Annotated in this window: 16 protein-coding genes and 1 pseudogene; 6 read left to right on the forward strand and 11 right to left on the reverse strand. The window is 42.8% G+C overall.

Going from position 1 to position 20,680, the window contains the following annotated elements:
- Nucleotides 1-247 precede the first annotated feature (247 nt).
- Entirely contained in the window at nt 248-1,750 is a 1,503-nt protein-coding gene (locus tag E2L07_RS04795) for a malate:quinone oxidoreductase (RefSeq protein ID WP_134228969.1), read from the reverse strand.
- Nucleotides 1,751-2,153: 403 nt separating this feature from the next.
- On the opposite strand from E2L07_RS04795, the gene E2L07_RS04800 reads away from it, so the two are divergent.
- Both E2L07_RS04800 and E2L07_RS04805 read left to right on the forward strand, forming a co-directional pair.
- Nucleotides 2,154-3,050 carry a ComEC/Rec2 family competence protein gene (locus tag E2L07_RS04800; RefSeq protein ID WP_412734077.1) on the forward strand — a complete coding sequence of 299 codons (897 nt, stop codon included), beginning with the start codon at nt 2,154-2,156 and terminating at the stop codon, nt 3,048-3,050.
- Nucleotides 3,051-3,063: 13 nt separating this feature from the next.
- Nucleotides 3,064-3,333 carry a DUF3006 domain-containing protein gene (locus E2L07_RS04805; protein WP_053430086.1) on the forward strand — a complete coding sequence of 90 codons (270 nt, stop codon included), beginning with the start codon at nt 3,064-3,066 and terminating at the stop codon, nt 3,331-3,333.
- Between the two features lie 247 nt (nt 3,334-3,580).
- On the opposite strand, the pseudogene E2L07_RS04810 reads toward E2L07_RS04805, so the two are convergent.
- Nucleotides 3,581-5,191: pseudogene (locus E2L07_RS04810) on the reverse strand (IS1182 family transposase); the annotation flags it as partial.
- A 1,026-nt stretch (nt 5,192-6,217) separates the two neighbouring features.
- Here E2L07_RS04810 and E2L07_RS04820 point away from each other — a divergent pair.
- Nucleotides 6,218-7,262, forward strand: a protein-coding gene (locus E2L07_RS04820) for an IS630 family transposase (protein ID WP_090752857.1) whose coding sequence is annotated in 2 segments (ribosomal slippage) — nt 6,218-6,715 and nt 6,717-7,262 — 1,044 coding nt in all. Because the reading frame shifts where the segments join, the coding sequence is not laid out codon by codon here.
- Between the two features lie 616 nt (nt 7,263-7,878).
- Here the strand turns inward: E2L07_RS04820 and E2L07_RS04825 are convergent.
- Nucleotides 7,879-9,051, reverse strand: a complete 1,173-nt coding sequence (locus E2L07_RS04825) for an IS256-like element IS654 family transposase (RefSeq protein ID WP_010896492.1) — start codon at nt 9,049-9,051, stop codon at nt 7,879-7,881.
- Nucleotides 9,052-9,153: 102 nt separating this feature from the next.
- Between E2L07_RS04825 and E2L07_RS04830 the strand changes: the two genes are divergently transcribed.
- Nucleotides 9,154-9,309, forward strand: a complete 156-nt coding sequence (locus tag E2L07_RS04830; protein WP_276399878.1) for a VanZ family protein — start codon at nt 9,154-9,156, stop codon at nt 9,307-9,309.
- 530 nt (nt 9,310-9,839) lie between these two features.
- Here the strand turns inward: E2L07_RS04830 and E2L07_RS21475 are convergent.
- The 3 genes from E2L07_RS21475 to E2L07_RS04845 form a co-directional block, all read right to left on the reverse strand.
- Complete coding sequence (locus E2L07_RS21475) at nt 9,840-9,971, reverse strand: hypothetical protein (RefSeq protein WP_010900092.1); 132 nt, start codon at nt 9,969-9,971, stop codon at nt 9,840-9,842.
- A 304-nt stretch (nt 9,972-10,275) separates the two neighbouring features.
- On the reverse strand, nt 10,276-10,533 hold the full coding sequence (locus E2L07_RS21480) for a YjcZ family sporulation protein (protein ID WP_010900093.1): 258 nt from the start codon (nt 10,531-10,533) through the stop codon (nt 10,276-10,278).
- A 129-nt stretch (nt 10,534-10,662) separates the two neighbouring features.
- A complete protein-coding gene (locus E2L07_RS04845; RefSeq protein WP_243854908.1) occupies nt 10,663-11,505 on the reverse strand; it encodes a protein-glutamine gamma-glutamyltransferase in 843 nt (280 codons plus the stop codon).
- 312 nt (nt 11,506-11,817) lie between these two features.
- Between E2L07_RS04845 and cydD the strand changes: the two genes are divergently transcribed.
- Complete coding sequence (cydD, locus tag E2L07_RS04850) at nt 11,818-13,500, forward strand: thiol reductant ABC exporter subunit CydD (protein WP_276399877.1); 1,683 nt, start codon at nt 11,818-11,820, stop codon at nt 13,498-13,500.
- Nucleotides 13,497-15,224: a thiol reductant ABC exporter subunit CydC gene (gene cydC / locus E2L07_RS04855; protein WP_134228974.1), complete on the forward strand. Its 1,728-nt coding sequence runs from the start codon at nt 13,497-13,499 to the stop codon at nt 15,222-15,224. The genes cydD and cydC overlap by 4 nt, the downstream gene beginning before the upstream one ends.
- A gap of 28 nt (nt 15,225-15,252) precedes the next feature.
- On the opposite strand, the gene cydS is transcribed toward cydC, so the two are convergent.
- The 5 genes from cydS to istA all read right to left on the reverse strand — a co-directional run bounded on the left by cydS (nt 15,253) and on the right by istA (nt 20,618).
- A complete protein-coding gene (cydS, locus tag E2L07_RS21715; RefSeq protein ID WP_412733939.1) occupies nt 15,253-15,354 on the reverse strand; it encodes a cytochrome bd oxidase small subunit CydS family protein in 102 nt (33 codons plus the stop codon).
- Between the two features lie 4 nt (nt 15,355-15,358).
- A complete protein-coding gene (locus E2L07_RS04860) occupies nt 15,359-16,375 on the reverse strand; it encodes a cytochrome d ubiquinol oxidase subunit II (RefSeq protein ID WP_134228975.1) in 1,017 nt (338 codons plus the stop codon).
- Complete coding sequence (locus tag E2L07_RS04865; RefSeq protein ID WP_010900099.1) at nt 16,366-17,712, reverse strand: cytochrome ubiquinol oxidase subunit I; 1,347 nt, start codon at nt 17,710-17,712, stop codon at nt 16,366-16,368. The genes E2L07_RS04860 and E2L07_RS04865 overlap by 10 nt, the downstream gene beginning before the upstream one ends.
- Nucleotides 17,713-18,340: 628 nt before the next feature.
- Nucleotides 18,341-19,102, reverse strand: a complete 762-nt coding sequence (gene istB / locus E2L07_RS04870) for an IS21-like element helper ATPase IstB (protein ID WP_134228976.1) — start codon at nt 19,100-19,102, stop codon at nt 18,341-18,343.
- A 1-nt stretch (nt 19,103) separates the two neighbouring features.
- Nucleotides 19,104-20,618, reverse strand: coding sequence for an IS21 family transposase (istA, locus tag E2L07_RS04875; protein ID WP_243854910.1), 1,515 nt, complete (start codon nt 20,616-20,618; stop codon nt 19,104-19,106).
- Between the last annotated feature and the right edge of the window lie 62 nt (nt 20,619-20,680).

Below are 20,680 nucleotides of genomic sequence, written 5' to 3' on the forward strand. Positions count from 1 at the left end.
CTTTCCTAAAGCCGCCTAGTCAATTTTTAAAAAAATAATGGCAATAGGTTTCTTTGTCATGCACATTTTTGAAAATACAATGAAAATAATGAGTGTGCAGGCCATTCCAATCCAATTTCCAGTAATTTTGGTTCATTTCACCCGGAAAATTGTTATTTATTCCGAGACTCTATTAAACAGTTTAAACTGAATACCACAAGGGGAGCCTATGAGGAATAAAGATTCCCTCTATTATTACCGAGAAAGATTAACTATGCACCAATTCCTTTTCGCTCAGGCCAAGCGCCTCCGCAGTGGACTGGTGAATCTCTTGGAACAGCTCACGGTTTTCCGCAAGTGACACGCCATACGAAGGAACCATTTCTTTGATTTTCGGCTGCCACTCTAGCATATGGTGCGGGAAGCATTTTTCTAATACTTCAAGCATGACGTGGACAGCAGTTGAAGCTCCCGGAGATGCCCCAAGCAATGCAGCAATCGAACCATCCGCGCTACTGACAACTTCCGTACCAAATTGAAGGGTTCCTTTTCCACCTGCTTCTGTATCTTTAATGACTTGCACCCGTTGGCCTGCGACGACGATATCCCAATCCTCGCTCTTGGCGTTTGGCATGAACTCCCGCAGTTCGGCCATACGCTTTTCCTTTGACAACATCACTTGCTGAATCAAGTATTTGGTTAAGGACATCTCTTTTGCACCTGCCGCCAGCATCGTGAAAACATTATACGGCTTTACAGAACCGATCAAGTCAAAATTGGAGCCCGTTTTTAAGAACTTTGGTGAGAACCCGGCAAATGGCCCAAACAGCAATGATTTTTTGTTATCAATATATCTTGTATCAAGATGCGGTACAGACATAGGTGGGGCGCCTACCTTCGCTTTTCCGTACACCTTCGCATGATGCTGCTCGACCACTTCCGGGTTATTACAGACCATAAAGAGCCCACTTACCGGGAAGCCGCCGATATTTTTTGATTCAGGAATACCTGTTTTTTGGAGTAAAGGCAGACTTCCACCCCCTCCGCCAATAAAAACAAAATTGGCCGTATGGTATTCGATCGTACCGCTTTCAATTTCCTGAACTTTCACACTCCACGAGCCGTCACTCGTACGTTTAATGTCCTTTACACTATGCTTGTAGTGGACTTCTACATTTTGCTCCTTTAAGTGCTCAAACAACATGCGTGTCAAAGCGCCAAAGTTGACATCGGTCCCCGAGTCAATTTTCGTGGCGGCGATTGGCTCATTGGACGTACGACCTTCCATAACAAGTGGAATCCATTCCTTCAGTTTTTCAGGGTCATTCGAAAATTCCATCCCTTCAAACAATGGAATGTTTGATAGCGCTTTAAATCTCTTTTTCAGATAAGCAACGTTGTCTTCCCCTTGCACTAAGCTCATATGAGGAATAGGCATAATAAAATCTTGCGGATTGGAGATTAAATTTTGGCTTACGAGATAAGCCCAAAACTGTCTTGAAATTTGAAACTGCTCATTAATTTTAACCGCCTTGCTAATATCAATGGTTCCGTCCGATTTTTCTGCTGTATAATTAAGTTCGCACAGCGCAGCATGCCCTGTACCCGCATTATTCCATTCATTCGAGCTCTCTTCCCCTGCGTTCGCGAGTTTCTCAAACACTTTGATTTCCCATTCGGGTTTTAACTCTTTCAACAATGATCCCAAAGTCGCACTCATAATTCCGGCACCAATCAAGATAACGTCTGTTTTGTTCTGTATGCTGCTCATAGATAACCTTCCTTATCCCCTAGATTTGCAAATAGAATTGTAGACGCTCCTGCTTAGGTGTCACAAATAGCAGGGCGGCCAGCTAGGAACACTTCTTTTTTGTCTCACTACAATCATACCACAGTCTATTATAAATTTTTATTGTTTATAATTTCTACTATTATCTGATAACGATTACCTTTTTGGCTTGTAGGCGTGAAGTCAATTTTCATTAAGTAGCTAGCTAAGGTATCACTGGTAAACATAACATTACAAATGGAAAACTGATGGGGGTTTTGCACAACCTTAGGCTCCCTTTTTAACTTCTATTAATGCTAGAGCCACAATTAAAATCTTCTTTAAACGATCTGATTTTTATAATTATAAAATGATATAATCATTATTCGTAGACTAATAGAACGAGGTGCTTTTTTTGAAACGATTTCTTTTTTCTTTCTTGTTTGGACTGGTTCTCTTATCTGGCTGTGATTTTGAGCACGAAATCATCGAGATTCTTGATATGATTGTATCAGAAGATCAAAGCACAGACGTAGTTGCCCCTCCTACTAGTGGAGAAGCGACAATTACCTTTTTCGATGTAGGCCAAGGGGATAGCACGCTTATTCGCAGTGAAAACTATACGGTACTCGTTGATACAGGACGACATGATAGTGACGCGATCTTTACTCACTTAGAAAAACAACAAATCGATCAGATCGACCTTTTGATTTTAACTCACCCACATGCCGACCATATCGGGAATGCAGATGAGATTGTCCGCCTCTACTCACCTGAAGAAGTGTGGATTGACGGTAACGAGGCGACCTCAAAAACATTTGAGAACGTGATTGACGCTTTATTAGATTCTGAGGCTGAGGTAGTCGAGCCACGAGCTGGGGATGTGTACGAGCGCGGTGATTTTCTTTTTGAAATTGTAAACCCTACGAAGTTGACGGGAGATCTAAATAATGATTCCATCGCCTTCCGCTTGACCTATGGAGATGTCCGAGTCGTCATGACAGGAGATGCAGAAGAAGCGGCTGAACAGGAGATGGTCGCCTCAGGCACCGACCTTGAAGCCGATATTTTTAAAGTGGCACACCATGGCTCCAGCACTTCCAACCAGCCATTCTTTCTTGATGAAATAGAGCCAACAGTGGCCATCTACTCTGCAGGTGAGGACAACTCGTACGGCCACCCGCACCGTGAAGTAACATCGCTTTTAAACGAAAGAGGCATCGATATATTTGGGACTGATATTCACGGAACTGTACTTATCACCACGGACGGTCATACGTACTCGATTCAAACGGAGCATTAAGGAGGGACAAGTCATGCTTTATGACGGTGAACACCGAGCGGTTTTAGATCGCATTGCCGAAGATCAACAAGCGATTCTTTTAGTTGGGGAGCAGGAAAAAGAGCTCGTGATTCCTAAAGAAGCGCTACCGCCTGCAGCAAAAGAAGGCGATCACCTCCTGATCGTTATCGAAAACGACCAGGTTACCTCTGTCAGCATTGATGACGAAGGGACCGCTCAGGCTAAAAGACGAATCAAAGAAAAGATGGCGCGCCTACGAAATAAGAAGAAGCGAGAACGTTAGCCTAAGGCATTCGTGTTTTGGGCTATTTTTTTAGCAGTTTTATGCTAACGATGGTCATGACTCGTCAAAAGTTTTTAGCCTTCACCTTGGTTTAGCTAGGATCTTACCACAACGTTTAATCAGAGTAGATTCAATGAGCCTTCATAACAAAAAGGGGCTGTATCAAAAGCCTTTAGTGGGAAATACCATGGACGCCATCCATAGAGAGGGTGACCATGGTATTTTTTTCCTCTGTTTATGCTGCTTGTTTCTTTTGGTGGCGTTTTCTCGCCGCCACCTTTCGTATGTTGTGAGCCAGAGCCACCCAGCCGAACTCAACGTGGACTTTTTTCAGCCCCCGCAGGTGGAATCGTTGGAAGCCTAGGTTTTGTTTGACATGACCAAATACACTCTCCACGTCCGTTTTTCGACGCGAGTAGAGTGTTCGTCCGTCGTTACTTTTCAGTTTGATCGCTTCTTTCGCCTTTAACTCTTCATACACCGGATTGTAATAGATTTTTCGGTTGCCTTTGGCGGTGGTACAGTCCGCTTTAAACGGGCATCCTTCACAGGACTCACATTCATAGATTTTAAAGTCTCGGGTGTAGCCATGTTTATCTGTGCGGCGACTATAGTGGCGAAACGTCACTTTCCGCTGATTCGGGCACCAGTATAGATCGTCTTTCTCATCGTACATCCAGTTGTGCGGATGATACGCTTTTTTCGAAAACGATCGTTTCTGTTCCTGTTCATAGGTGTTGTAAGGGATCAACGTGTGCAGGTCTTCCTGTTCGGTGAGATACATATAATTCGGTTCACTTCCATAGCCGGCGTCCGCAATCAGGTTTTCCGGTAGATGCCGTCCGGTTTCTTTCAAACTCTCCCAATGAGGCTTAAGCAACCGGGCATCCGTTGGACTCTGATGAATGGAATAATGGAGAATAAACTGGTCCTGTGTGCCGGCTTGGATATTGTACCCGGCTTTGAGCTGACCGTTCATCATGTGATCGTCTTTCATGCGCATAAACGTGGCATCCACGTCCGTCTTTGAATAACTATTGCGATCCCCAAATAAATCCATTTGGGTTTCGTATTTCTCTAGACGCGGGAGATAATCCTTTGTTAACGCTTTATGAAACTGGCGCAGCGATTTGACAGCTTGTTTCTTCCCCTGTTTTTCATCGACCGTATCGAGAGCTTCGATGGCGTCTTCCTGCGCCTTGAGCTCCTGTTCGACTTGTTGAGCGACTTCTTCCAGGGCTTCTCGGGAGATACGTTCGCGTGGAAATGTGTCATCTTTTCGTTTCAGGGAGTCGATATCGAACGCAATGGCGTCTTCAATCGCCTGAAGATTGTCCTCGATTTTCGATTGCAGTTTTTCTTCGTATCCCTCAGTCTTTTTGCGCCAGACAAACGTGTACTTGTTGGCATTAGCCTCGATCTTGGTGCCGTCGAGAAAATAGTCCTTTCCATCGACATACCCTTCTTCTATCAGTAGCTGGACCATCTCCGCATATAAGGCATCCATCACCGGCTTTCAGCGTTCTGAACGAAACCGGTTAATCGTGTTAAAATCGGGCGCTTGGCTGGCGGAAAGCCACATCATAGGCAAGTGTTCTTTCAGAGCGCCTTCGATGGCACGGGCGGAAAACAGCCCCTGTGTATATCCGTACAAGACGATTTTCGCCATCATTTTCGGGTGGTAGGCGGGGCGACCGCCTCCTTTATACACATCAACAAACAGCTGATCGTCCAGGGCATCGATCATGTCGCTCACGATCCGAGCAACGTGATCCTCAGGAATTAAATCGGAAAAATCCATAGGAAGATACAGCTGATTCATGGTATAATCTTGGAAAGTGACCGTTTGGTTACTCATAAAAAATCGCCTTCTTTCGTTAATGTGGTGTGGTAACTTCATTATACCGAAAGAGGCGATTTTTTTGTATGTTTGGCATGAAAAAGGAGCTGTCAAAAGGTCATTTTTTATGACCTTTTGATACAGCCTCTAAATCCGAACGCTGGGAAAAGGAATGATCAACCATCGTTAATACGATTCTTCTAACATTTCCCTCGCTTTTGGTGGAATGTCGCTTAACTCTACTTCGTCATACGACGTTACTTCATTCCCATTTTTCAGATAGAGTTAAGGAGTAATCCTCTTTCATCTACACGAACAGAAATAGCCCAAGCGCTATATGCATTGGGCTATTTCCTACGACTAGCATTATGGCCCGAACCCCTGATCCCTGAGCCCAGAGCAATAGCCCTTTTGGAGTTCGTGTTCACGAGAAGTTACGGATGAACTGTCTATTTAGAGACGGCGGCCGGTACCGTGGCTGATCGGGAGGGGCGGAATTTGACTTATCACGTTCTCGTTTTTTCGCTAGCTTCTACCTTTAGACTCTGATCCTCCTTGTTTTCACTAACCGCATCTGCTGCCTTTGCGATTTAGAGCTTGGACTCCCACGTCTGACTAAATCCCCAAGCAAACATACTACTTGGGGATTAAAGATTATTTCATTAATACTTCCACTGTGAAAGGAAAATTTGTTGCCGTTAGTAAAGTGGCTAAAAGAATTGCAAAACATTTCTTGACATTGTGCGTTCTCTTCGTCATTTTTCCACCTTCACTTTCTATAAGATTCGTATGGATGTTTTGCAAACCTTGCTGAGGGGTTCTCTCAAAAAAATGACTAGCTAGATGAAGGATTGATTGTTAAAGAGATCCGCTCTGTGTGCCGATAGCACCCCCTAATGTTTAAGGCTTGGAAGCCCTTTTATAAATTATTAACACATGGCATTTTTTATCGATGTGATTGCTATATAAGTTGAATTAAAGGATTACAATTACTCTCTGTTGAAATATAAGGGTAACACTTACCAATGAACGGAGAGGAACGAGATGACCCATTCACGTCAACATGAAATCGAAACCTTGCTTACAGCGATGAAAACGACCAAAGATAAACGAATGTATGAACGTTATCAAGCGATTTACTTTTATTTACAAGGCTATTCTAAAAAAGAAATCACAACCATGATTGGGCGTTCCGAAAAAACTATCTATAACTATGTGAATGCCTACGAAGAAAAGGGACTAGATGGCTTAACCATGGGACAATCACCTGGAGCGCCACGCAAATTAACACCCGAACAAGAACAGGAATTGGCTCAAGTGATTGCGACCAAACTTCCCGTAGATGTTGGCTTCCCAGCTAAGTATAATTGGACGTTAAAGATCATTGCTTCATTTATCGAGAAAAAATGGAACCAACCGTATACTCTTCGTGGTGTCTCTCGACTTTTACACGATTTAGGCCTTAGTTATACCAAACCGACTTATACGCTGGCAAAAGCTGACCCGTTGAAACAAAAAGAGTTTGTGGAAGAGACGTTCCCTGCCTATAAAAAAACTCTTAAATGAGGAGATTGACCATCTTCTCTTTCAAGATGAGTCGATGATTCGGGATTACCAAGCTCTTCAATACACATGGTTTTTAAAAGGCAAGCAACGAATCATTCCGACTTATGGAAAGCACCAGGGTGTCAAACTCATCGGTACACTTAATTATGAAACGGGAGATGTGCTTTGTGTAGAAGAAGAACGATACGATGCCGAAGCGTTTCTTCGTTTTCTTCAAAAGGTATTGAAACACTATCCGACCGGTAAGATTGTCATGGTGTTAGATAATGCCCGTATTCATCATGCGAAGCTGATTGAACCTTTTTTGCGTAACCACCAACATCGTTTAGAATTGGTTTTTTTACCACCTTACAGCCCTGAGTTAAATCTCATTGAAGGGTTATGGAAATGGCTCAAATCAGACGTAATTAATAACCTTTTTTATTCCTCTGTTAAAGAGATTCGAAGAAATGTGCAAGCTTTTATTCGTGAGTTAAATGACTCACCTAGAAAAGTTATTGATCGATTGTGCATTCGATTGTAAAAGATAAATTCAACTTATATAGATAAAGGATTGATTGTTAAAGAGATCCGCTCTGTGTGCCGATAGCACCCCCTAATGTTTAAGGCTTGGAAGCCCTTTTATAAATTATTAACACATGGCATTTTTTATCGATGTGATTGCTAGATGGCATGTTGGGCTTAAAAACTATGTGATATAATTCAAAAAGATGGAAAGTTTTTCTTCTATTAAATTCAAGATTATGGTATATTAAGTGAGAAAATTTAATAGACGGAATCAATAATGTTTAAAAAATCATTGAATAGCATTTACTTCAAAAGAACTTAAAGGATCTTAGTTTCCTTCGAGTTCTTGTTTATTTGTTGAAGTGGGGTGAAACAAATGGTAAAGAGAGTCTTAAAATATGCAATAGTAGTTGTATTGGCGATTTTATTCGCTCAATTAATAAGTTATTGTTTTTTAGATGATATCATTGTTCATTTTACATCTAATTACATTGTTTATATTGGGGTTCGTATATTTTTAGTTGTTGTTTTTTTAATTTTATTTTTGAAGTTATTATCTGGTGAAAAGTTCAAGGTACTGTCAATAAGTTTGTGTAACGGTCTTAGGGTACTCCTCGAATAGGGTTTCTAGCTTATGGCCCGGAGTAGCGTTGCTTGAACATTTCTTGTAAAGCTTCGTAGGCCTCACCAAAACCACGAAGCCTACGTGTCGCCCAGCGTTCGTTATAGTCAATCGCTTGGAGATACACGATCTTCTCCGCCGCTTTCTCATTGGGTAAGCTGTTCATCGTTTTCGTACGTTTCTTTATTTCTTTCATTGTTCGTTCGATAATATTCGTCGTGTAGATCATGGGCCTGATCGTAGAAGGATACGACAAGAACGTCAAAAGGACATCTAAGTCCTTCTCCCAAGTAGCCACCACTTTTGGATAACGCTTTTGCCAATTTTCTTTAAACTCCTTAAAGCGGTTTTTCGCTTCCTCATACGTATTGGCTTGATAAATCGGCTTGAAGTCCTGGGCAACGGCTGGTTGATCTTTCTTCCGAACAGCGTGTAAGGCATTTCGCACCTTATGAACCACACACCGCTGGACATCTGCCTTTGGATAGACGGCCTTCATCGCTTCTTCTAGCCCAGCTAAGCCATCAAATACACCAAGGAGGACTTCTTCTAAGCCGCGGCTATAGAGATCGAGAAGAATGTTTCGCCATCCATTCGCACTTTCTTGACCCCCTACATAAAAACCTAGGATTTCTCGGTAGCCTTCTTCTGTTACGCCAACGACAAGGTACACCACTTCATTCGCCACATCCTCTCGGCGTAGCTTGAGGTAGGTCCCATCTAGATAGAGCACGGAATAACGCTTTTTTAGGGGCCGCTGTTGCCACTGAGTGATATCTTCTGTCACAACATCTGTCACTTGACTGATCGTTGATGCTGAGTATGAGTGACCCAGAATCTTTTCAATAAAGTGACCGATCTCACGTGTGCTAACCCCTTTTTGATACATGGTGATGATGGCTTCTCCTAGCCACTCTTCTCGACGTTGGTATGGAGAAAATAGCTCGGTTTGAAAGGCATTTTGGCGATCTCGTGGAACGCGTAGATTCTCCAGTCGGCCATATCTTGTATCCAACTGGCGAGTGTAAAAGCCATTCTTTTGGTTTTTTAATTCTGGATGTTCATGCGTAAAGAAACTTTCCATTTCTTCTTTCATGATGGTTTCGAGCTTCTCTTTTACAAATTCACGAACCATAGAATCTAATTGATTTTCAAATGTACTTTGTCCTATACTAGTACTCATAGGTAGGGCCTCTCCTCTCAGTTGGTTTAGCGGTTAACTAGAGGGTACCCTACCTCTTTTTTTGATTCAACGCCTTTACACAAACTATCGTACATCATCAACATCTTTTTTGCGGCACAATTCTGTCTGTATACCAGTTTGCTAATAGAAGTTGTTCAATTTATAACTAGAAGAGGTTATTTTGATATAGATGATATTATTTTAAATACAGTTGGAGGATTATTAGGAATTTTCATTTGTAGATTGTATATAAAATAAGGGTATCTTAGCCCTGAATTGTTCTTCGTTAGTAGAGTAAACTAATAAAACTTTATCGTGTCTTTTTAAAGCTATAATTACAGTCTAGCCTGTTATCATTATGATCCTCCTACTGCCTACAAATCGCTGTAAAAGATTAATCTAGCCCTTGATAGTTCTAGATACATATACTTGATTAACTAGCCCCAGATCAGAAGGTATGTATAAACAGGACAGACTTAAACCCCTTCCCAGAACTAAATCTGTTCTGTTGCAACACCCGAAGGTTTTAGGCGTGTTGATATAATGGCACACATTCCACTCGGCAGTCATGCCACTGAAATCGTACGTGCTATGACAATCACGGGCCAATTCAACTGTATAACCGTGAATGCCCACTTCTCACGATTGTATGGACGCAATAATTGGTTTGTATGCCGCATAGCACCAAACCTTTAATCCATTGCGCCCTTTTAATACAGCCCCCTTCTCTCCGTCATCCTTCCATACAGAAAAAAGAGCACGCACGCTTGTGGGGCTATCCATTAAATTCAGTTTTTTTCATACTTTTTCGTTAAAATGGTAGCAATATAGATTAACACAAGTGCAGTAATTCCTTCCCACATTCCTCCAAAAAAAAGTCCAGCGATGGCGCCAATAGCAATATAAACACTAAGTGCCATTAAGATCACACTCCCACAAATTATCCATTATAAGAACTATCATAACATTTAAATCTCTAGTACAAGTAATAACTTTAATGCTAGATTTTTGAAGTTTCCTCTTAGGACTTGATACTGTTAAAGAAACAGCCTAAGGTTGTTGTAGCAAGGAAAGAATTTTACTGATCCTTACGCTTCAGGTAGCGTGGGAGAATCGCACAGCCTCATAAAAGACGGCTCCCGCACCTATTTCAGCAGAAATAGAAAAAGGCCGGTACTCGATTCACCAATTGATCGAGAGAAACCGGCCTCTTGGAGACTGCTATTAGCATTTAGGGAAACTAGAGCCTACAATGATTAATAGAATAAACAACACTACTATTAATACAAAGCCGTGGCCATGCTTACGAGGAGCAGGCATTCCGTATCCGAAAGCAGGAGCCGCATAATAGGGCATAGGTTCCTCCATTACGCCAGCCACCATAGGAGGAGGGACATTTGCTCCTGCCATCATCGTAGGATGGACGTTTGGCGGTACATTTGCTCCTGCCATCATAGGAGATACATTTGCGTTAGGATACATATTCTAAGCACTTCCTTTTGGGTTAGTATATTTTCACTACAGTATACTCACCTAGTTAGAATATGAACCTGTCTACTGACTAAATGGGTGAATGTCACTGTTTTATACAACAACAATCATTAGCAAGAATTAGCCGTTGAGGGATAACAAATAATACTGATAATCCATGCTGGAGATGGAACAAAGATTATGATGTATGACCGCTTTTGAATAATGATAGGTCGTGCGATCACTTTGTAGCGTTAAAAGATTTCGAATCGTTAGAGGAGAAATTCTTGTGATTAAATTGGCTAAATATGCGGGTTGCATACTCCCCGGAAATCGATACGAATTTAACGATTGTATCATCTGCTCCGCCGTCATGATACCAAATCCGTGGCCAAAAAACGTTCCATCGCTCAACACAACGGCGTTTTCCCCGCGAAACCATGGTGTGTCTGGATGAAAATCTGGGTTATTAAAATACACAACATCCCCAGGCAAAAAACGATCTGCATGGAAAGTGTGCAACTCTAATCCAGGATGGGTATGCCAGCTGTATAAATAGAGGTGTTGGAAAATAGAATCAAAACGAAGTTGGCCAATGCTTTTTAAAATCGCCTGATAATAGATAATGATAATGGCAGTCGCGCATTCAAATCCATAAAGGGTGCCGTTCCGATAAATGTCTAGAATGGCATCAGAAGGGCGCACATCGGACCTTACCAAAAATCCTCCAGTACTTGTCAACGTCCAATATTCAGGGTTACAACTCGCATGTTCAAAGATGGTAAACGTCACCTGACTCGCATTCATCTCTTTCGCGCTTTCCATAATGTTGATTCGTACGTTCAATTCGAACCGAAGTTCATTCATGGAAGAGTAGGAAAACCATTCAGAAGAATCAAGCATTTGTTGAAGGATGGCTCTTTCTACCCTTCCGAAGTCCGTCGTGCTTGCTAAAGAGAACGGCCTTCCAGCTACCTGTATCATGTCATTCCCCATTTCATTTATTCTTTAGAGCTTTATCTAAATTTATATGAGCAGTAGGGGAAATACTTGCTACGGGGTTTTGCTGTCGTATCCTTGATCGGACAGCCTTTCTCTAATTGTTTCATTTAGAAGCACCATGCTCAAAGCGATTATGACAATCACGTTATCAAATTGTGTCTGAATACGGAAAGATGGTCCAACGCCCTTTCTTGCGTTTGTAAAACCATCAATCGAACCTTTAAAATGAAAGAAAGACCACCATGAGGAGGGCTTCCTATTAAAGAGATCCTCGCCCCATATCGCTCAAATCTTTTGGCCATGATGTTGCTCACCTTCTTGACTGGTGCAGCCATTATTATACAAGCGTACTTGATCGTCTCCATTATCGATCAGCTGTTTTTGCAATCGGCTACGTTTCAAGACGTGGTTCCATTGTTAATCGGGTTAATCGCCGCGTTATTCGCGCGAACCTTTAGCCGGCTAATCATCGATCGTATCGGAAATCGTATTGCAACAGATGCAAAAATTCATATGCGCGCTAAGTTATTGCGTCATTTCACCAAAAAATCACTCACGTCTTCGTCAAAAACACGTACCGGAGAAACAACGAGCTACTTTCTCGATACCGTTGATGAAACCGGGCCGTATTTTAATCAATACGTACCACAGATGATTCAATCGCTTATCATTCCCATCCTCCTCCTAATTGTGATCTTTTGGGAACATTGGGCTTCTGGCGTCATCATTCTCGTGACTGCGCCGTTTCTTTTCGTTTATATGATCATTATCGGGATGCGTACGGGAGACAAATCGAAAGAACAGATGGAGAAAATGGCCGACTTTTCTGGCATCTTTTTAGATACGCTGCAAGGGTTGAATACAATCAAATTTTTCGGTCAAACAAGGCAGCAACGCTCACGAATCAAGGAAAAAAGCCTTGAATTTCGTGAGGCGACGATGAACGTCTTGAAAATCGCCTTTAGTAACTCTTTGGCGTTGGAATTCATTTCGATGCTTAGCATTGGAATCATTGCGCTCGAAGTGGCCATTCGTATGATAATCGTGCAGGACACTATATTTGCTTCAGGCTTCTTAATGCTCGTCTTAGCACCGGAACTGTATACAAAGTTAAAAGAGCTCGGCTCCGCCTTTCACTCAGGGAAAGCAAGCAAAGGCGCCCTTGAGAAGGTGAACGCTCTTCTCAAAGAGCCGGTCGAAGACATTCCGTGGGGCCATATCGTCCTCTCCGAGCAAGAACCGCCTTTGCTTCAAATGAAAAACGTTCATTTTCAATATGGTGAAGGCTTTACCTTATCATCTATTGACTTTATCGCTCGACCTTACGAAAAAATCGCGATCATCGGGGCCACCGGTTCAGGGAAATCAACTTTGCTTCATTTGCTTGCCGGTCTGAACGCGGCAGACTCTGGTGAATACGATCTAAACGGCCACCCACGCGCTACTGTCGACAAGGCGTCATGGTTCAAGCAAATGAGCCTCATTTCTCAAGATGGCTATCTCTTTGCCGGTACGATCGGTGACAATATTGTCCTCGGTACCGATAAACCGAGAAACGAGGAAAGCATCATTCAAGCGGCAAAAGAAGCCGGTGTGTATGAATGGATTCAAGGATTACCTGAAGGACTGGATACGGTGATCGGCGAAGGTGGACGAGGATTGTCCGGTGGTGAGCGCCAACGGGTGCTTATGGCACGGGCATTTTACAAAAAGCCAAACGTCGTTCTATTTGATGAACCGACGGCCGGACTGGATCTAGAAACCGAGACCATTCTTCAAACATCACTTGAAAAACTCAACCAACAGTCAACCGTAATCATCGTCGCCCATCGCCTGTATACGATTCGCAAAGCCGATGTCATTGTTTTACTCGAGAACGGGCGCGTGCGAGCTACCGGCAACCACGAAACGCTTTGGGAGAACGATTCACTTTATCGACAAATGATTACGACACAGCAAGGAGGGAGACGGGCATGAAGGTTTTAATGCCGTATGTAAAGATGATGTTCGTAGAGAAAAAAGACATCTTTCTTTCGATTTTTGCAGGGTTTATGGCAGGCATTACCGCCGTCGGGTTGTTTTCTGCGAGCGGGTATTTAATTTCACAGGCCGCACTCACTCCCCCGATTGCCACACTCATGGTCATCGTCGCTATCGTGAAACTGCTCGGGATTACTTCTGCCATCAGTCGGTACGGCGAACGGTACTTCTCCCACCGAGCGACATTTACGCTCCTAAGCAACATTCGCTTACGAGTGTATGAAAAGCTTGAGCCCGTCTCCTCAAAGATCTTACACCATTATCGGAGCGGTGACTTGCTTTCTCGCATTGTTGGCGATGTGGATTCCTTACAAAACCTATTGCTTCGAGTCGTCTATCCACCGGTCGTGATGGTTTCCGTTTTTCTTGCGACTATTGCGTTTACGTCGATCTTCTCAGTCGGTACCGCTGTTCTATTGTTTATCGGTCTTTTGGCAACGCTCCTCATCATTCCGACCGCTTTCTATGTCGGTCACCGCGCGATGAATCACCACATCCGTGAAACGAGAGGAAACCTGTCATCTACCTTTACGGAATATGTGTACGGCTTTCGAGAATTAACGATTCACCAAGCGACGGACGAACGTCAAGAACAGGTGCTCGCAGACATTCGGACGTATGAAAAGCAAAAGCAACAATCTCAAGCGATTCATATGTGGAGCGATGCAACCGTTCATTTCTTCTCGCTTTTCGTCTCCGTTGCCGTTCTTGCGTACGCTGGCCTTCAAGTGGTAGACGGCAACCTAGCAGGCATTTTACTCGCCATGCTTCTCATGATCTCGCTCACCGTCTTTGAGCAAGTCACGCCGATGGCATTACTCCCGTATCATTTGCAAGAAAGTGCCCATTCGGCCAAACGCCTCGAAGCTATAACGGCAGAGCCGATGGAACAACCAGAGCATGTGGACTACAACGGTCAAACCGCTCCCGACCTTTCGTTGCAACATGTCACCTTTACGTTTGATGAAGAGCAACGCCCTGCGCTTCAAGACGTGTCATTTTACGTGAAGCCAGGCAGTAAAACCGCGATCATCGGGGCGAGTGGCTCTGGCAAATCGACGATCGCCCACTTGATCTTGAAGTCGTTTCCATACAGGAAAGGCTCGATTACAGTGAACGGCACCGAACTCAAACATATCGATGAAAAAAAGTGGTGGAAAACGATAAACATGTCCCTACAATCCAACCATTTTTTCGTCGGGACGCTTGAAGAAAATCTTCGCATCGCAAATGAGAACGCGAGTGTAGAGGAAATGGCGCGCGCCCTACAGCAAGTTGAACTGTCCCACCTCCAGTTAGGTGATCGTGTAGACGAGAAAGGCGCCAACTTATCGGGTGGTGAAAAGCAACGTCTCGCCATAGCAAGATTACTTCTTCGCCGCCATGCCACCCTTTGGATTCTCGATGAGCCGACCTCTTCTCTCGATGCATTGACGGAAGAGCGCATGCTACAATTACTATTCAACCAAGCAAAGGGCGCCACGATGCTCTTCATCAGTCACCGCTTAACCGGCCTGGAAGACATGGATCAGATTCTCGTGGTCGATCAAGGAAAAATCATCGAAACCGGAACGTATGAACAGCTTATGGAGCAGAACGGATATTTTAGAAGAATGAAAGAGCTCGAGCGTGAGTTGTTTGCGATCGAAAAAAGCACCTAGCAGGGAAAATCCTGCTGGGTGCTTCTGTTTACTCGGTATTATCTTTACTCGCAACATAAAACGCCATCACAATGGCTCCGACAATGACAATAAACGGGGCGACAAAAATCAGAAAATCATCAAATGACATCTGCTCACTCCCTTTTTCCTTTTACGTATTTTTTATCAAATAAGAAGAGACGAAGGAGCAAATAGAGCGACGGCAACAAAAGAAGCATCCCAAGAATGAATACGACAATGAGCGAGATGGCCATCGCCTCGTTCGTAAACCCGTCATAAATCGTCAAGTGCGGGTATAGCAAATACGGATAATGGGAAATGCCGTAACCGAAAAAGGCGAACATAAATTGAAAAATCATTAGCCAAACCGCTGCACCGAAATGTCGCTTCAACCAAATCAGCCTAAGCGTGAGCGCCCAAAGCACAAAAGATATAGCAAACATCCACCATAGCTGCATGATGCTCTCAAAATGATCGATGTTATGGTTACGAAGCTCAAAAATAATGCCACCAGCCGCCACAATGAGGGGCACAGACCAGATGATCGCATATTTTCGCATGAGTGCCGTTGCTTCCATGTCACCAGTTTTATGAGCATACCAAGTGAGAAAGACGGATGAAATATAAAGGACGGCCACAAGGCTTAAGACGACGATCGACCATGTGAGTGGACTCGTCAACAATGCCGTATAGTCAAGAACCGGGACCCCATTTTCAAAGGAAACAAAGCCGCCCTCTGAAATCGTTAAAACGACGGAGAGCGAGGCAGGAATAAAGATGCCCGTCGCTCCATACATAAACGCATACCCTTTATGACCTTTTGCTCCATAAGACTCGAACGCATAGTAAGAGCCTCGTAACGCAAGCAAAATGATCGAGACACTTGCTGGAATGAGTAAAATCGATCCGAAATAAAAGGCACTATCTGGGAAGAAGCCGATGATCCCGACCACAAAAAACACGAAAAAGACATTCGTCACTTCCCAGACCGGTGAAAGGTACCGTTGAATCACTTTACTTAAAATGTGCTGCTTATTTGTAAGAATGCTATGGGCGTTAAACACACCGGCTCCATAGTCGATCGACCCGACGATCACATAGAGAAAGAGAAAAAGCCATAACACTGTAATGCCAATTAATTCTAAGCCCATCGCTCATCCCCTCCCGAATAATACGCAAGATCTTCCTCGATCGATCGCTTCCGGAACATGCGCCGGAGCACTACGATGGTCCCGATACCGAGAATGAGGTAGAGAAGGACAAAGCCGAGAAACACAACATCTACGTACGCAGCCGTCGTCGCCGCTTCATCAACCGTCATAATCCCGCGTAAAATCCAAGGCTGGCGTCCGACCTCGGCCATCCACCACCCGGCTTGAATCGCAAGGAAGGATAAGGGTGCCCCCATCACAATCAGCCATCTATACCCGTTTTTATCTACGAACGACCAGTTTCGCCATCTTGCCACTAAGAAGACAAACGACAACGCCAGCATGAACATTCCGATCGTAATCATCATGTCAAAGAAATAATGAATGATGAGCGGCGGCTGGTACTCCTCGGGAAACTCGTTAAGCCCGATCACTTCTGCGTTTGGGTCACTATGAGCCAAAATACTTAACGCATAAGGAATCTCAATTCCGTACTTCACTTCATGGTCCTCACCGAGAATCCCCCAAAGGATGAGCGGCGCCCGTTCTTCGGTTTCAAAGTGCCACTCCGCTGCTGCTAATTTTTCCGGCTGATATTCAGCCAAATACTTACCCGAGAAATCCCCAATGATCGCCGAGGCAATCGCAAAGATAAAACCGATCTTCATGCTCACGTTAAGTGATTTTTTATAGTACGACGTCTCGCTCCCTTTCATCAGACGAAACGCAGCAATGGCTGCAAGCGTAAAGGCGACCGTCATATACGCCGTGGCCAAGACGTGCGTCACCTTCGTCGGCATCGACACCGTCAGCATCGCCAGTAACGGATTCATGTTGGTTAGCTCGCCATTGACCAATTCAAAACCACTTGGAGAATTCATAAAGGCGTTCACGACCGTAATAAAAAACGCTGACAAAGCCCCTCCAACCGCAACCGGAATCAGCAACAACAAATGCTTTTTCTGATTGTCAAAACGATCCCACGTATATAAATAAATTCCGAGGAAGATCGCTTCGAAAAAGAACGCGAAAACTTCCATAAAGAGTGGAAGCGCAATAATATGTCCGGCAAGCTGCATAAAATTCGGCCACAATAGGGCAAGCTGCAGCCCGATCGCTGTACCAGTCACAACCCCGACGGCCACGGTAACAACAAAGCCTTTGGCCAGCCTTCGCGCCATCAGAATGTAGTGTAGATCATTTTTCTTAATTCCAAGCCAATGAAAAATAATAATCATGAATGGCAATCCTACACCGATCGTTGCATAAAAAATGTGAAAGGAAAGCGTAAGAATGGTTAATAATCGACTCATTAATACAGGATCGTCAAAAAACATACCTTTCCCCCCTACTTTATTCCTCAACGCAAAAACTTTGCTCATACCTTCACAATATTCCTTATGTCATTATAACGATTGACACGATAAAGTGTATCGAGCGTATGTTAAATTTTCATGAAGTCTAGGGAACTTTCATTTTTATGACACATTTCGTCCAAGGATTGTCAGGAGGTTGAACGTGTCCTAAATTCGAGCCTACAGAAAATCCATTCAGCGTATCATTTCTATTACATTAGAAGTTCATAAAATGGATCACATACTTTCTTTGTTATCTTAGAATCATAATATATTATACCGAGAATGTTCTGACTAAAACTGACACTCCTCTAGCCACCTATTAGCTTAAACAAAACGAGCCTCGCATCGTACTGCCCTGGACTGAAATCATAATTACCTACTGTGAACACGGTGCAACCCATCGTTGGGAACTACACATCATACCCGCTATAAAGCCTAATGACAGATTCCACTGACATTTGTTTTTGTCAATAATAAATTGAGCCAGAGCGATTACGTTAAAAGTGAGCCACTTGAAATATGTTAAGTCCCATTTATGGAGGGATATGGAATGTTCAGGGTGTGTTGCCCGGGAGGGCAACACACCCTGAACATTTTCGCGCCTCGATTACCCTTCGGCGTTATTTTCTTTCCGTTTTATACTTTGCCTAAATCTATAAGACTCCCCGTTAAGTAAATGAATATGTGCTTTGTGGGTGAGACGATCTAAGAGGGCTGCTGTCATTTTTTCGTCTCCAAAAACGGAAGTCCATTCAGTAAAATCAAGATTGGTTGTGATAATAACGCTTGCGCGTTCATAGCGACTTGAGAAGAACTGAAACAATAGTTCTGATCCTATCTTTGAGAAGGGCACATATCCTAGCTCATCGATTATGATTACATCAAATTTGAGCCACTTTTTTTCAAATGAAAGCAGAGTATGCTCTTCTTTTGCCAATAATAATTCCTCTACTAATTGAGCAGCTGTTATAAACTTAACTTTAAGGCCGTTTTTGATTAGTTCAATCCCTAAACCTGTAGCTAGATGGGTTTTCCCGGTACCACTGTTTCCTAGAAATAATATGTTCTCTTTCTTTTGGACAAATTCTCCTTTAGCCAGGGTCAAAAATCGATTTTTGTTTAGGCTAGGCATTAAGCTAAAATCATACGAATCTAACGTTTTTTGTACGGTAAATGTAGCTTGCTTAAGTCGCCTTTGTTTTTGATTTTCTTCCCTTGTTTGGAGCTCAAGTTCTAATAGAGCCATCAGGTATTCTTCATAACGTAAGTTTCTTTCTTCAGCCTCTCTTGCGAGAGAACGATACTGTTTAGCGATCGTTGGCATCCTCAATTGTTTAGTTATGTGGTCTAATAATAATTCAGTGGTCATTTTACTGTCCCCCTGTCAATTGCCCATACTGTGATATGCTAGACTTTTGAATTTTGTAATCTAACAAACTCAAAGGGGTATTTTCAATAGGGAGTTTATCGATTGTCACGTCATTATTTGTCAATCGCTGAATTAGCTCATGAACGACTTCATAACGATAAACCTGTGTTTTTTCTGCTTGTATTAGAGCTTTTGTTAAATTTTCCATTCCTATCTCGCGATGCAGGAGCAGGAGACGTATGAATTTTCGGTCACCATTCGCACCTTCTTCTTCACGCATTTTATGATGAAACCTCCTAAACACATCTGGGATGTCTGAAGATTGAAATGCATGAGCATCTCGGATCGCTCTTGGCTTTTTCAATAGGGCTTCTAAATAATGATCAAGAACTGTAATCATCTGATTCCGTTCGTAAGAGCGGGGATGTTGTGCGATTACCTGGTTTTGAGCCACTACGATTACTTGATCCACAAAAATTTTTACCCAAACAGCTTGTCCAACATAACGACATGGAACCGAATATTGATTTGTTTCAACAGTGATTAATGAGGTTTTGTTCACTTGACACGAAACTAATTTACAAGCTTCGAATTTGTTGGCTGGAAGAGGGTGTAGATGTTCTTTTTCTTTATGCCACATTTGTAAGACTGTTTCTTTTCTATGTGGTACTTTTCTTCTTTCTGATTCTTCCATACACCAATTTAAAAGATAATTATTTAATTCTTCCATTGATTGTACTTCTGGCAATGGAACGAAGGCATTTCTTCGGACATAACCAACGGTTCCTTCCACTCTACCTTTTTCGTTCCCAGCTCTAACGTTACAAAATTCTGCTTTAAATAAATAGTGAGCTTGCAGGGCAAGAAAAGCCTCCTGTTCAAGTCGATCTCTTCCTTGTAAATTCTTTTGCACGGCTGTTTTTAAATTATCAAAAAGTCCTTCTGTCGGAACACCTCCAAAAAATTGAAAAGCATGCACAAATCCATCTAAGAAAGCCTCTTGTTTTTCATGAAGGTATGCTCTGACGAATCTCATTCGAGATGCCGAAAGTTGCATACAGAAGAGGAAAATACGTTGTTTTCGACCCTGTAGTATAATATCCGCCTCTCCCCAGTCGAATTGGAATTGGTGGCCGAGTTGAAAGTCAAGAGGGATAAAGACTTCCTGTAGCTTCTTTTTGCGCTTTGCAACAATTTTTCTCAGATTAGATTCAGAACCTTTAAATTCATATTCAGCTACTAATCTCTCATACATCCGTGCAGCTGTATGGCGTTGTTTTCCCCAACGCTTTAAATCATCTTCTAACCATTTATCGATAATAGGTAATATTCTCTCGGTTTCTTCAGAATACTTTGCTTTACCATATACTTTTTTACGATGAATAGTTGTTGGGGGTTCACCTTGCTTTAAATATTTACTTACAGTATTTCTTGATATTCCTAACTTTTTAGCTATTTGCCTTTGCGACAGTCCTTCTACCTCTTTCATAAATTTGATATTATAAAATTGAGCCATGTTGATCATCCTTTTCTACCTCTCTTATCTTGATTGTTTGGTCACTATCAATAATAAGAGAG

Source organism: Halalkalibacterium halodurans (assembly GCF_004376175.1).
Taxonomy (GTDB): domain Bacteria; phylum Bacillota; class Bacilli; order Bacillales; family Bacillaceae_D; genus Halalkalibacterium; species Halalkalibacterium halodurans.

Excerpts from the sequence above, each read along its gene's own strand:
- E2L07_RS04825 (WP_010896492.1), bottom strand. The coding sequence starts at position 9,051 with ATGAGTACTAGTATAGGACAAAGTACATTTGAAAATCAATTAGATTCT.
- E2L07_RS04805 (WP_053430086.1), top strand. The coding sequence starts at position 3,064 with ATGCTTTATGACGGTGAACACCGAGCGGTTTTAGATCGCATTGCCGAA.
- E2L07_RS21475 (WP_010900092.1), bottom strand. The coding sequence starts at position 9,971 with ATGGCACTTAGTGTTTATATTGCTATTGGCGCCATCGCTGGACTTTTT.
- cydC (WP_134228974.1), top strand. The coding sequence starts at position 13,497 with ATGAAGGTTTTAATGCCGTATGTAAAGATGATGTTCGTAGAGAAAAAA.
- istA (WP_243854910.1), bottom strand. The coding sequence starts at position 20,618 with ATGGCTCAATTTTATAATATCAAATTTATGAAAGAGGTAGAAGGACTG.
- E2L07_RS04865 (WP_010900099.1), bottom strand. The coding sequence starts at position 17,712 with ATGTTTTTTGACGATCCTGTATTAATGAGTCGATTATTAACCATTCTT.
- cydS (WP_412733939.1), bottom strand. The coding sequence starts at position 15,354 with ATGTCATTTGATGATTTTCTGATTTTTGTCGCCCCGTTTATTGTCATT.
- E2L07_RS04795 (WP_134228969.1), bottom strand. The coding sequence starts at position 1,750 with ATGAGCAGCATACAGAACAAAACAGACGTTATCTTGATTGGTGCCGGA.
- E2L07_RS21480 (WP_010900093.1), bottom strand. The coding sequence starts at position 10,533 with ATGTATCCTAACGCAAATGTATCTCCTATGATGGCAGGAGCAAATGTA.
- E2L07_RS04845 (WP_243854908.1), bottom strand. The coding sequence starts at position 11,505 with ATGATACAGGTAGCTGGAAGGCCGTTCTCTTTAGCAAGCACGACGGAC.
- E2L07_RS04860 (WP_134228975.1), bottom strand. The coding sequence starts at position 16,375 with ATGGGCTTAGAATTAATTGGCATTACAGTGTTATGGCTTTTTCTCTTT.
- istB (WP_134228976.1), bottom strand. The coding sequence starts at position 19,102 with ATGACCACTGAATTATTATTAGACCACATAACTAAACAATTGAGGATG.